12 protein-coding genes and 1 tRNA gene are annotated in these 12,953 nt (G+C 42.1%); 2 read left to right on the forward strand and 11 right to left on the reverse strand.

Annotation, left to right across the window (positions count from 1 at the left end; translation table 11 throughout):
* The first annotated feature begins 181 nt into the window (after positions 1-181).
* Positions 182-3,451, forward strand: coding sequence for an LPXTG-anchored zinc carboxypeptidase (locus D8797_RS00310; protein ID WP_125378842.1), 3,270 nt, complete (start codon positions 182-184; stop codon positions 3,449-3,451).
* Between the two features lie 227 nt (positions 3,452-3,678).
* Here the strand turns inward: D8797_RS00310 and D8797_RS00315 are convergent, their stop codons facing one another.
* From D8797_RS00315 to D8797_RS00325, 3 genes are all read right to left on the reverse strand, one after another.
* A complete protein-coding gene (locus D8797_RS00315) occupies positions 3,679-4,035 on the reverse strand; it encodes an inorganic diphosphatase (RefSeq protein WP_062006382.1) in 357 nt (118 codons plus the stop codon).
* A gap of 191 nt (positions 4,036-4,226) precedes the next feature.
* Positions 4,227-4,400 carry a transposon-encoded TnpW family protein gene (locus D8797_RS00320; protein WP_125378843.1) on the reverse strand — a complete coding sequence of 58 codons (174 nt, stop codon included), beginning with the start codon at positions 4,398-4,400 and terminating at the stop codon, positions 4,227-4,229.
* Positions 4,401-4,574: 174 nt separating this feature from the next.
* Positions 4,575-5,339, reverse strand: coding sequence for a class I SAM-dependent methyltransferase (locus D8797_RS00325; RefSeq protein ID WP_125378844.1), 765 nt, complete (start codon positions 5,337-5,339; stop codon positions 4,575-4,577).
* 216 nt (positions 5,340-5,555) lie between these two features.
* On the opposite strand from D8797_RS00325, the gene D8797_RS00330 reads away from it, so the two are divergent.
* Positions 5,556-5,726 carry a tyrosine-type recombinase/integrase gene (locus tag D8797_RS00330; protein ID WP_257001501.1) on the forward strand — a complete coding sequence of 57 codons (171 nt, stop codon included), beginning with the start codon at positions 5,556-5,558 and terminating at the stop codon, positions 5,724-5,726.
* Positions 5,727-5,809: 83 nt separating this feature from the next.
* Here D8797_RS00330 and D8797_RS00335 read toward each other — a convergent pair whose 3' ends face one another.
* The 8 genes from D8797_RS00335 to rimP all read right to left on the reverse strand — a co-directional run bounded on the left by D8797_RS00335 (position 5,810) and on the right by rimP (position 12,836).
* On the reverse strand, positions 5,810-6,691 hold the full coding sequence (locus D8797_RS00335) for a class II fructose-bisphosphate aldolase (protein ID WP_125378845.1): 882 nt from the start codon (positions 6,689-6,691) through the stop codon (positions 5,810-5,812).
* A gap of 182 nt (positions 6,692-6,873) precedes the next feature.
* Positions 6,874-6,959 (reverse strand) — tRNA-Leu (locus D8797_RS00340).
* A gap of 131 nt (positions 6,960-7,090) precedes the next feature.
* Positions 7,091-7,441 carry a 30S ribosome-binding factor RbfA gene (gene rbfA / locus D8797_RS00345; RefSeq protein ID WP_005590924.1) on the reverse strand — a complete coding sequence of 117 codons (351 nt, stop codon included), beginning with the start codon at positions 7,439-7,441 and terminating at the stop codon, positions 7,091-7,093.
* 174 nt (positions 7,442-7,615) lie between these two features.
* Positions 7,616-10,417 carry a translation initiation factor IF-2 gene (infB, locus tag D8797_RS00350; protein ID WP_125378846.1) on the reverse strand — a complete coding sequence of 934 codons (2,802 nt, stop codon included), beginning with the start codon at positions 10,415-10,417 and terminating at the stop codon, positions 7,616-7,618.
* A gap of 16 nt (positions 10,418-10,433) precedes the next feature.
* Positions 10,434-10,733, reverse strand: a complete 300-nt coding sequence (locus D8797_RS00355) for a YlxQ-related RNA-binding protein (RefSeq protein ID WP_061911094.1) — start codon at positions 10,731-10,733, stop codon at positions 10,434-10,436.
* Complete coding sequence (gene rnpM, locus D8797_RS00360) at positions 10,726-11,022, reverse strand: RNase P modulator RnpM (RefSeq protein WP_045498837.1); 297 nt, start codon at positions 11,020-11,022, stop codon at positions 10,726-10,728. The genes D8797_RS00355 and rnpM overlap by 8 nt, the downstream gene beginning before the upstream one ends.
* Before the next feature lie 11 nt (positions 11,023-11,033).
* Complete coding sequence (gene nusA / locus D8797_RS00365) at positions 11,034-12,284, reverse strand: transcription termination factor NusA (RefSeq protein WP_310437722.1); 1,251 nt, start codon at positions 12,282-12,284, stop codon at positions 11,034-11,036.
* A 63-nt stretch (positions 12,285-12,347) separates the two neighbouring features.
* Entirely contained in the window at positions 12,348-12,836 is a 489-nt protein-coding gene (gene rimP / locus D8797_RS00370; protein ID WP_045498833.1) for a ribosome maturation factor RimP, read from the reverse strand.
* Between the last annotated feature and the right edge of the window lie 117 nt (positions 12,837-12,953).

Genomic DNA, 12,953 nt, shown 5'->3' on the forward strand with positions numbered 1-12,953 from the left:
TGCAGAAACCCAAACTGCGAATATTACGGGCTGTTTCAATATCAGACTCAAACACTCTTCAGAAATTACACATATCTCTTTCTTTTGTTAGAAGTTTATTTTTTATCTATGTTTTTAATTGTAAACGGTTTCAAACTCTGTTATACTAAACTTAAAGAACACATTAAAAAGGAGGTTTCTTATGAAAAATTCTTATAAGAAACGCTTATACACACAAGCCCTCAGCCTATCCGCTGCGGTTCTATTGGCCGTTTTAGCTCAAGGAAATGCGGCGGCTGATACGCTTAACCCTGCTGAACTTCCGCAAGACAGCAGCAAAATCAGTTCTCTGGTGGAGCAGCCTATACCTGCAAGTACAGAGAAGGCTGAAGAACCCTCAACTACTCCACAAGCTGATTCACTAGAGAAAAGTAGCCCATCTGAAGCTACGGACAGCAAGTCTCCAAGTCTTCCTTCTACAGCCCTAGATGAAAAAGCAGCTGATGCTAGCCAAAAACTGGATACTACGACTAAAACAGAAGTCCGCGCAGCTATGCCCCAAGAAAACAAGGTTCAACTTGCCGACAGTAAGGTTTACATGTCCGAAAAAGCCAGCATAGAAGAAACTATTCAAGAGCGAGGAGCTCAAGCTGGTAAAATCACTTGGACACTGGACAACAAGCCTATTAGCGAGTGGAAAACTTGGAAGATGGATGATGGAAGCTTCACAGGCGATCCATTTGTCACTGTTGAAGAAAAAGCTGATGGAAATGACCTCAAAGTTTCCCTAAAATTTAATGAATTATTTGGGCAAGACTTAAGCCTGCGGACACCAAACAATATCCGTAGAACCTACCGCAACTTTATGGGAACTCATGAATTAGTCGGAACCAGCGAAGATCTTGGCCTGACTATTCGCAAGAATATTGTCCTTCGTCCCTACGAAGATTTCCATACCCACGATGAAATGCTGGCAGCTATCGAAAAGAGTCGACAAGATGCTAAAACGGATCGCTTGGTACAGATTGAAAACATCGGAAAGAGTGCTCAGGGTCGCGATATCAAGTTGGGTATCATCAGCTCCGACCAAAAGAGCATTGACGACTATCTCAATACAACCAATAAAGTCGCCCTTACTAAACCAGCTGAAATGTTAGCTGCTCTGAAAAATGGTACGCTGGACTATAAACTTCCAGTCCTTATCAACAATACCCACGCCGATGAACAACCTGCTATCGATATCATCACTGGACTCTTCAATACTTTTGCGACCAAAGATCAAATTTCTTTCCAAACCACTGATGCTAATGGCAATGCTAAGACTGTCACACTCAGTGTCAAAGAACTCCTCAAGAAATTCATTTTCCTCTTTGATTTTACTGAAAATCCTGACGGAGATGTTGCCAATACCCGTGCCCTAGCTAACGGAATTGATCCAAACCGCGATACTAGCTATCAGGCCAACCCAGAAACCCGTACTGTAGCTGGACTCATTAACAAATGGAATCCAATTGCACTTTATGACATTCATGGATTCGTTAAAGAATTCTTGATCGAGCCAGCGACACCGCCGCACGATCCAAACTTTGAATATGACCTTCTGTCAAAAAATATGTTGGAAAATGCCCACCACATGGGCCGCGCCGGTGTTGCCAATTCCAAGTATGACCACTACATCATTCCTAAACTAGACTGGGGCGATGGCTGGGATGACTCCTTCTCTGGCTACACAGGCGTTTATGCTATGTACCATGGAATATTAGGACATACCGTTGAAATCCCTGAGGGCAATCAGGAATCCTACAAGGCTGGCTATCACGCCGTCCTTGGAGGTATCTCTTACCTGTCCCAAAATCCTGACAAGCTCATGGAAATGCGCCTTAACTTCTATCTCCGTGGCATCAACAAGGTTGAAGATCCAAAAGCTGAAAATGAGTTGGTCGGACCTGACGGCAAGGTTGTTGGACGGGTGAAAAATGGTCAGAAAAAATTCTTCCCTGACTATTATGTTATCCCAATGGGACTCGACAAAGACAATGATTCCCAACAAGCCTTTAACATGATTGAATACTTCAAGAGAAACGGTGTTGTCATTCAAGAATTGAAGGAAGATGTTGGCAACTATAAGAAGGGTGACCTGGTTGTCGATATGTCTCAAGCTAAGCGCGGCTATGCCAACCATATCCTCTACAAAGGATCAAACGAATCTGCCTGGGCTGCCATGTATGCTGAACTTTTGGTCAACTTCCCAGATATGAGAGGCTTTAAAGCTGAGCCTATCTTTAAAGATAAACTCTTTGATGGCAAACTCGGCGAAGTCACTGCTCTCCGTGCTACTCGGACGCGCGATATCAACTACTCAGCACCTTACTATGTCATTGCTAATACATCTGATAGCACGGTCAAAGCTGTCAACCAAGCCATTCGCCAAGGTAAGAAAGTCTATCTGACAGAAGATGGCTATATCGTTGATACATCAACCTTTGCAAATCTCTTAGGTGATTATGCTATTTATGGAGATGCCTTGTATAAGGTTCCGGAAGGGCCAAGCTTAAAAGCACTGAAGGTCTATGCACCCCCTCATCAATTCTACTGGGCAGGAGTGGACTCACCTACTCATACCGCTCTGGCACTGAAAAATCTAGGCTTTGATATTGTCGATACGCCTGATGAAGCTGATGTCATCGTCCTTGAAAGCAACAAATTTGACAAGTCTATTCTTGGTCGCAAACCAACCATTGTAGTGGGTGGCTCTGCTATGCAACGCCTTGAAAAACTCGGTGTTCTAGATGGATTTGATGCGGAAAGATTCTCTGGCGGCAGCGATTTTGAAGGGCTGATGAAGGCTATTATAGACGATAAAGATCCATTGACTAGCGGCTATAAGAAGAATGATCTCTTCTATTCTAATTCTGGAAACTGGATCGCAAAAGCCCCTGCCAACTTCAAGACTTTGGCGACTATTGCAGACAGTGACTACTACATTGCAGGCTGGTGGCCAGGCAATGAAAAATTAGCCAATAAAATCGTTGCTATTTCTGGTAATTACAAGGAACATCCGCTCTTCGTTTATGCTGGAAACCCAACCAACCGTCTGCATACCATTCACTTCTACCGTTGGGTATCGAACGCTGTCTTTGGAAATCAATTGGTTGAGCTGAAAGATATGCCTGTCACTCACAAACCAAGTGTCGAAATTGTTGAAATTTTGAACCAAAAACCTCAGCCAAAACAAGCAGGCAAACCAGCTGACAAACCGACAGCTCCGAAAGCAAGAGAAGAGCAACTAGAAAGCCTCGCTCAGAAAACAAGCGAAGCACAGCCTACCGCTACAGCCCAAAAAGCAACAAATACTCAGCAGGCCCAGCTCCCTCAAACAGGAAGCAAGGAAAACTCTGCTCTCTTTACAGTCGCAACGATTCTTCTGGCTACAAGTGGTGGTCTCATCTTGCTCAAAAAGAAAGAAGCGTAAACATTTCTATTCTGCTAGATAAACCTTTGCTCACGATAGTTCCTTAAATATAAAAATCGCATGGACAAATCATTTTAGATTCATCCATGCGATTTTTTTCGTGAATTACCGTCTTGTAATTTTATCCGATATTTAGGAAAGCTTAATCGAATATAGACTTTCATTATTAAGCTAAACCATTTAGAACAGCGCTCACAAGAGCCGATTTCTGGTCTTTATCATGGATATTAAGGATTTGAATCATTGCTCTCTTCCACCATCTCAATCCAAGAATCAAAATACTGCTCCATAAATTGAGTCTGCTCCGCTATCAAAATTTTGTCAATCTCCTCATTAGCAGGAGCCAAGACCCACTTGTCTTCTATATCATCACGCCGATGGATGATAGCAACCAGCTTTCCTGTAAAATTTTCCAGAGGCTGCTGCGGGTCACGGGAAATAATATACACATCCTGCTCTTCGCCATCTCCACCCATCAGCTCAGGGATATAACCATAATTAATCAGATAGACATTCCCAAAAGAATCTTTAAAACCGACCGGCCGATCAATGACAGCACTAAATATCTTTTCCTTGCATTTCAACCTTTCTTTACCTCCATCAGCTACTTTCTAGCTTCATTATACAAGAAAAATCCCACTGGAGCGAGATTTTCTATCTATAGCCTGATTATTCGTTTATATTTCCTATATTATGCAAGCCTTGCACTACATGAAATTAGAATAGACTTCACTGTTTTTCCTGTTGCTACTTGCCAAGGACTTTTTAATCAAAATCATCTTTTTTCATCCAATTTTCTCCTAAGCTCCCTCAGCATTATTCTTGTAAGTTTTTCTTGCATTGCTTCAGTTGCATTTTCATTGAAATGGACAAGAACCTCATAGGTGGTCTTTCCAATCTTTCTCTTTGTGCTAATGCCTTGTTTATCTGTGTTCTTCAGTTCTTCCATAAATTCTCCTTTCCGTTTTTGAATGTTTGACAAGAAAAAAGGAAGTATCAGCTATTTGCTTTTACTTCCTCTCTATCATTTTATTTAATTGTTTTGCTTCGACAAACTGAGATTTAGATTTTAACCCTTAAGGAAAATAAAATGGGCTATTCTCCTGAAGTATGTTCTATAACATTATAGTTTAATGCAAAGTGTAGCTATATAGTCATTTCCATAACGTGATAATCTATTTCTTTTATCACATGATTCATAAAAATCTATCATAGCGAGACCATTTTTAAGTTGTCCTCTAATCTGAGTTTCTAAGGTATGGCTAAATTCATATCCATATTCTGGATTTATGGTTATCTTGCCTTCCTCTTCAAGCTCTTTTGAATTAAAAGGTATTGAAAACTTTAAAAGTAATTCCTCATCAGGTTTGTCCCATACAATGTCAGCATCATACATGTATATCCAAGGGTTCATAAATCCGACCATTAACAGTCCACCCTTTTTCAATACTCGAGTGGCTTCTTTATACATGTTTTCTAAATCTTCTATATATACATTTGAAACCGGGTTAAAAATAATATCAAAAGTTTCATCTTCAAAGGGAAATGCTTTTGTCATATCGCCTTGAATCGTCTTGATTTTTAATCCTTCTCTTTTAGCAACCATCTCGTCTCTTTCTAATTGTGATTTAGAAAAATCCATTATGGTGACATCATAACCTTTTATAGCAAAAACTGGCCCCTGCTGTCCACCACCACAAGCTAACCCTAATATCTTTTTTCCATTTGCTTTTTCAAACCATTCTTTCGGAACTTTTTTCCCAACAGTTAAAGCAACAGAAATGGGATTATTTCTAGCTTCTTCTAATTCTTCATGTGTCAGTGGCTCAGTATAGTCATTTTTTACATTATTCCATCTATCTTCATTTAATTTTATATAATCGGTCATCTTATAATCTCCTCGTAATTCTATACTATTTCGATTAAGTTGAATATATTGCCATTACTTGATTTCATTCTATTATATCATATGTTCAATTACTATGTTTTATGCCATCTTTAAAATATTTGAAGCTTTTGTACTAGCTATTCTTATCATTCTGATTCAAATGTTAAATATCATCGCTCAAACTCTCGTACTAATGATGATTCTATTTCAACTCACATTTTTCGTCACACACATATCAGCTTTTTAGCTGAGCAAGGAATTCCACTCGAAGCAATTCAAGATCGTGTTGGGCACACACGAGGAAGTCGTGTTAGAGATATCTATTTGCACCTTACACAAAAAACAAAAGATCTAATTATTCCTGTATTAGATTCGTTAACTAAATAAGTATGGCAAATTTGTGGCAAAACAAAGAAAAAAGGTTTATCCAAATCGGATAAACCCTGTTATATCAAGCTTTTACAAGCTTCTTATGCTTTACCTTCTGAACCGAATACGTCGATACGTTCTTCAACTGATGCTTGGATAGCTTTTACACCGTCAGCCAAGAATTTACGTGGGTCGAAGAGTTTCTTCTTGTCGTATTCTGCTTCGTTTGCTTCGTAGTCACGAGCAAATTTACGAGTTGCGTTAGCGAATGCGATTTGGCATTCAGTGTTAACGTTAACTTTTGCAACACCAAGTTTGATAGCTGCTTGGATTTGGTCATCAGGGATACCTGAACCACCGTGCAATACGATTGGGAATCCTGGTACAGCTTCAGTCAATTTTTGCAAGTGGTCAAGATGAAGACCTTTCCAGTTTGCAGGGTATGGACCGTGGATATTACCGATACCAGCTGCCAAGAAGTCGATACCAGTTGCAACCATTGCTTTAGCATCTTCGATTGGAGCCAATTCACCATCACCGATGATTCCGTCTTCTTCACCACCGATAGTTCCAACTTCAGCTTCTACTGATACACCATTTGCGTGAGCAAATTCTACAACTTTACGAGCTTTTTCAAGGTTTTCTTCAACTGGAAGGTGTGAACCGTCAAACATAACTGAAGTATAACCAACTCGGATACACTCAAGTGCATCTTCGTAGTGACCATGGTCAAGGTGAATCGCTACTGGTACAGTGATACCCATTGATTCAACAAGGTTAGCGATCAAGTTGCGAGCAACTTTGTAACCACCCATATATTTAGCAGCACCCATTGAAGTTTGGATCAAAACTGGTGCTTTTTTAGCTTCTGCTGCACGCAAGATAGCTTGAGTCCACTCAAGGTTATTTGTGTTAAATCCACCAACTGCATAACCATTGTCACGAGCTGCTTGGACAAATTTTTCTGCTGAAACGATTGCCATTTGTAATAGGCCTCCTCTAATTTTTTGTGGAATGAACCACTTACATTGTTTATTTTATCACTTTTTCATTAAAATTGCTAGTTTTTCCTGAAATTTTAAGTAATTCCCAAGCAATTTTTGAATTCAGACATCTTCAGCTTCTTTGAGAAAACAAAAAAACTGACCGAAGTCAGCTAATCCTATGCGGAGAGAGGGACTTGAACCCTCACGACCTAAAGCGGTCACAGGATCCTTAGTCCTGCGCGTCTGCCAATTCCGCCATCCCCGCGATTGAGTACTTTACTAGTATAACAGGATAATCTCCACTTGTCAACACCTTTTTTCAAAACTTTTAAAAAGTATTTGCAAAAATAAAAATGAGACAGGGCTCGTAAACACTGCCCCATCTCACTCTTTTCATTAATGTTTTTCTAAATTGCGTAACATTTGATCAATCTTATTACCGTACTCAATAGACTCATCTTTGACGAAGGTCAAATCTGGAATCTTATACATCTTGAGGTTTCGGCCCAGTTCACGCTTAATGGTACCGGTTGCCTTTTCCAAGCCCAGCTGTGCCTTTTGATTATCTGAAGCCAAGTCACTCATGATGCTATAGTAGACCTTGGCCATAGACAGATCGCCCAACATTTGGACATCGGTAATGGTCACACCTTGGACACGTGGATCACGGACCTTCTTTTGCAAAATCTCATTGACTTCACGCTTGATTTCCATTCCTACACGGTCGGTACGAAAATGATTTGCCATAGGATTTCCTTTCTAATTTTTTCTTCTGCAATATAAGCTAGGCCTAGCCTAGCTTATATTTTTAATTTTAGTTGAATGAAATTCGCTCTAAACTCTTTGCGAAAAGGTGCTTGGGATAGAAGTATCGACTTCCACTCAATATGCTTTTCACTGGGAGTTTTCGGCGGAATTCTCTTATTTCTTGATTTCTTCCATGATGTAGGCTTCAATCGTATCATCCACTTGGATATCGTTATAGCCGTCAATCATGAGACCACCTTCGCGGCCGTTAGTGACTTCTTTCACATCATCCTTGAAGTGCTTCAAGCTAGCCAACTGACCGTCGTAAATTACGACGCCATCACGGATAACACGAACCTTGGAATCACGGGTAACTTTACCATTGATAACCATAAATCCACCGATAGTACCAACCTTGGAAACTTTGAAAGTTTCGCGGATAAGGGCTTCCCCGATGATTTTTTCTTGGTATTCTGGGTCCAGCATTCCTTTCATGGCATCTTCCATTTCTTCGATAACCTTATAGATAATGCTGTGAAGACGGATTTCTACATCATCAGCTTCTGCTTGCTGACGAGCTTGCGGTGTAGGACGAACGTTAAATCCAATAATAAAGGCATTTGAAGCTTCTGCCAAAGTTACGTCGGATTCATTGATAGCACCAACCGCTGAGTGGACAATGGTGATCTTAACACCTTCCACTTCAATCTTCTGCAAGGAAGCAGCCAAGGCTTCTACAGAACCTTGTACATCGGCTTTGATAATGACGTTAACAGACTTAACTTCACCGGCTTTGAGGGTATCAAAGAGATTTTCCAGACTGACACGATGAGTAGCTTGACGTTGCTTGAGAAGGGCACGTTTAGCACGTTCCTCACCAGCTGCACGCGCAGCTTTTTCATCTTCATAGACGGCAAAGTGGTCACCTGCCATCGGAGTTTCGTTGAGACCAGTGATAGAAACCGGCGTAGATGGACCTGCCGCTTTGACACGACGACCTAAGTCATTAGTCATAGCACGAACACGTCCGAAGGTATTTCCGACAACAATTGGATCTTGAACATTCAGCGTACCTTGTTGGACGAGAAGGGTTGCAACTGCACCTTTTCCTTTATCCAAACGGGCTTCGATAACAGTACCGATAGCACGAACTGTCGGATCTGCCTTGAGTTCTTGAATTTCTGCTACAAGCAGAACTGTTTCCAAAAGTTCATCGATGTTTTGGTTGAACTTAGCTGAGATTTCAACAAACTCAGAATCTCCACCCCAAGCAGTTGACATAACACCATGCTCAGCCAATTCACCAATCACACGCTCAGGATTGGCACCTGGCTTATCGATCTTGTTGATGGCCACAATAATTGGCACATTAGCGGCTTTAGAGTGGTTGATCGCTTCAATAGTCTGAGGCATAACACCGTCATCAGCTGCTACGACCAAGATGGTAATATCGGTAACAGAAGCACCACGCGCACGCATCGAAGTAAAGGCCGCGTGTCCAGGTGTATCCAAGAAAGTAATCTTCTTGCCATTTTCCTCAATCTGGTAGGCACCGATATGCTGAGTGATACCACCTGCTTCACCTGTCGCAACGCGAGAGTTACGTAGAGTATCCAAGAGGGTTGTTTTACCATGGTCAACGTGTCCCATGATAGTCACAACTGGCGGACGCTCTACTAATTCATCTGGATTGATGTAGCCTTCTTCGACAAAGAAACGCTCAATATCAGCTGTATCCACTTCTACCTTCTTCTTAGCTTCGATACCGTAATCCACCATTAGGAGCTCAATAGTATCACCGTCAAGAGATTGGTTTTGTGTTGCCATCACGCCCATCATAAAGAGCTTCTTAACAATTTCAGCTGGCTCGCGCTTGATCCGTTTTGCAATTTCCGCAACGGTCATGCCATCTGTGTATTCGAATTCGCTTGGCAACTCATGGAACTTGCGTTCTGTAACAGGTTTTGGAACCTGATTCTGGTTACCTTTTCCTTTTTTATTTTTCTTATTGTTATTCCAGTTACTGTTTCTTTGATTTCTCACTTGATTTTGACTATTTCGATTCTTTTGTTGTTTTCTTGGACCTTCTTCTTCGCGATCAAAATCATCGCGCTTCTTATCTGGTCGAGCTTGTTTTTTACGACGAGTATCTACCGCAGCTTGTGCTGGTGCAGGAGCAGCCGGTTGGACTGTTTCAGCCGGAGTAGCTTTAAATACTTCAGCAGTTGTTGTCTCTGCTTGGACTGGCTCTTTTCGTCTATTCTGGCGTTCCTGTGCCTCTTTAGCTGCTTGGGCCTGTTTAAAACGCTCCTCACTAGAACGTGCATACTCCGCATTTTGCTCTGCTTTCAGAGCTGCTGCCCGAGCCTTAAAGTCAATTTTCGGACTTTGAGGCTGTTGGCGGTTTTGACCCTTAAATCCTTGATGATTCTGACCATTCCGACGGCCATCTTGACCACGATTATCACGACGGTCATTGCGGTGCTCTTGGCGATCGTTGTTGGCCTTGCGGTCATGACGATCACGCTCTTTACTTTCCTTCTGGTCAGAATTTTGTGGTTTCCGATTTTGTTGCTGCTTACGTCGCTCTGCTTGTTCCTTGGCACGCGCTTCACGCTCTGCCTTAAAATTTCGACTTTGTGGCCGAGCTGGAGCCGGTTTAGCAGGGGCTTCAGCCACCGCTGCTTCAACAACTTTTGGCTCTTCTTTTCTAGCAGGGGCCACTTCCTTTTGGACTGGAGCAGCTGGTTTTTCAGCTACTTTATTTGGTGCTGGCTGGGAATTCACCTCTTTTTCTGGAAGAGGCTTAGCAACTTCTTTAGTTGCGAAGCTAGCCTTAATGCGCTGGCTTGCTTCTTCTTCTACGCTGGAAGAATGGCTTTTGACTTCTAGGCCTAATTCCTTAGCCCGAGCTACTACCTCTTTACTTTCCTTCCCCAATTCTTTTGCGATTTCGTACAATCTAATTCTAGACAATTCTTGTCCTCCTCTTCTATTGCATAAGAGACCTCATTTTCTTTGTAAAACCAGCATCTGTGATGGCGGCTACTTTACGAGCCTTGCCAATCGCAGTGCTTAATTCCAGTGTTGAAAACACGGTTGACACTTCTATCTTGTAATAATGGCTTTTATCAGTAATCTTTTTCGTCAGATTTGGTCCTGCATCTTCAGCTAGAAAGATCAGATGAGCCTTGCCTTCTTGGATGGCTTTGATGACCAATTCTTCTCCTGAAATGATGCGGCCAGCCCGCTGGGCCAAACCCAGCAAGTTTGCTAGTTTTTCTTTATTCAAGACCCAACTCTCTTCTCTTGACCTTGTGATCGACATAGGCAATCAGTTCGTCGTAGAAGCTTTCTTCTACTTCCATACTGAAACTACGATTAAAGACCCGCTTTTTCTTGGCCTGCTGAGCTTCTTCATTATCTAGCTTGATATAAGCACCTCGCCCATTAGCCTTGCCTGTCGGATCAATGAAGACCTGACCTTCTTTATTCTTGACGATGCGCAACAGATCACGCTTGTCAATCACTTCATTTGACACAACTGATTTTCTTAAAGGGATTTTTCTTGTTTTTGCCATATCTGCCTCCCTTATTCTGCGGCTACTGCTTCACTTTCTTCGAGTTCGATTTCAGTTGCCACTTCTGTACCATCTGCCAGCTCTTCTGCTTCAAATCCTGCTGAAAGGGCATCGACTTCGGCTGGTACTTCTTCTGCTACGTAATCTTGGCCAAATCCACCAAGCTCGTTGGCTGCTTCCATTGCTTCAAATTCGCTGGCTGACTTGATATCAATTCTGAAGCCAGTCAAATGAGCTGCCAAGCGAACGTTTTGACCACGACGGCCGATAGCCAGAGAAAGTTTATTATCTGGCACAACAACCAAAGCTCGCTTGTTGTCTTCTGCATGGAAGATAACTTGATCGACCTCTGCTGGAGCAATGGCATTGTAGATGTACTCGGCTGGATCAGCAACCCACTCGATGACATCGATATTTTCCTCAGTCGGAATCATACGACCACTTTTAGCATCGTATTTGGCTGGGTGGAATTTGCTGGTAATCTTCTTGATATTGGCACCACCACGTCCGACGATGGTTCCGATAGCATCCACGTTTGGATTGTGGCTGCGAACCGCTACCTTGGTCCGATCGCCCGCTTCACGAGACACGCTCATGATTTCTACCGTTCCGTCGTAAACCTCAGGAATTTCCTGTTCCATCAAGCGCTTGATCATCTCTGGATGACTACGGCTAACAAAAACATTGACACCACGCGGATTGTCTTCTACTTTGTAGACAAAAACTTCGATGCGGTCATGAGAAGCAAAGACTTCACCAGGAATCTGGTCTTGTTTAGATAATTGTGCTTCAATAGTGCCCAGGTTGACATAGATAAAGCGATTGTCAAAGCGCTCTACTGTTCCTGACATGATTTCATTTTCATGTTCTTTGTAGGTATTGTAAGTGATGGCACGAGTTTGTTTGCGCATCTTTTCCATGATGGTCTGCTTGGCAGATTGAGCTGCTACCCGGCCAAATTCAGCTGGCGCTTCTTCAAACTTGATCTTGTCTCCTAGCTCATAGGCAGAACTGATAGCCAAGGCGTCCTTGAGACTGATTTCCAAGCGGCTGTCAAAGACCTCGTCCACGACTTCACGGACAGTATAGACATGGAAATCACCTGTTTTTTCATTAAACTCAATGGCTGCGCTGTCTGCCTGACCGTAGCGACGACGATAAGCAGAGCGAAGGGATTCTGTCACTGCTTCGATAATATCTTCTTTTTTAATACCTTTGTCCTCTTCCAAAATACGGAAGGCCTCTAGCATTTCTTTACTCATCTTCATGTAACTTTTGCTGAAGCAAAAGTATTCCTTTCTTCATTATATTATTGCGATCTGTTACTAAAATTTAACGGCCAGTCTTGCTTTTGACACTAGATTATATGGAATTTCAACTTCTTTTTTGCGTGTTTTATCCATATATTCCATGAGCAAGACATCATCTTCAAATCCAAGCAACGTTCCTTCGAAAACCTTATTTTTATCCAGTGCCTTATAAAGGCTGACATGGATATAGCTTCCAACTGCAGCTGCCACAGCTTCCTTGGTCTTCAGCGGACGCTCCAAGCCTGGGCTAGTCACTTCCAGAAAATACTGGTCAGGAAAAGGATCGGGCTTGATAGAGTCCAACAGAGGACTGATAATATCAGTCAAATCTGCTGTATCATTGACCGTAATCCCCTCGGGCTTGTCTACAAAAACACTGAGAACATAGTCACCGCCCATCTTGCCGTATTCAATATCTACTAATTCATAGGGGTCTTGGATGGCTGGCTCAATGACTTCTCTTACTAATTCAACAATCGTTGCGATAAGACTGCACCTCCTCACAGACAAGAGGCGAAGATACTTCCTCGCCTCTCTTTTATATTCACTAAAATGATTATAGCATAGTCTGCCTTGAAAATCAAGGGATATACTTCTATTTCTCTACAAAGTCTAAAATAG

Origin of the sequence: Streptococcus cristatus, from assembly GCF_003944225.1 — a bacterium.
Lineage (GTDB): Bacteria > Bacillota > Bacilli > Lactobacillales > Streptococcaceae > Streptococcus > Streptococcus cristatus_K.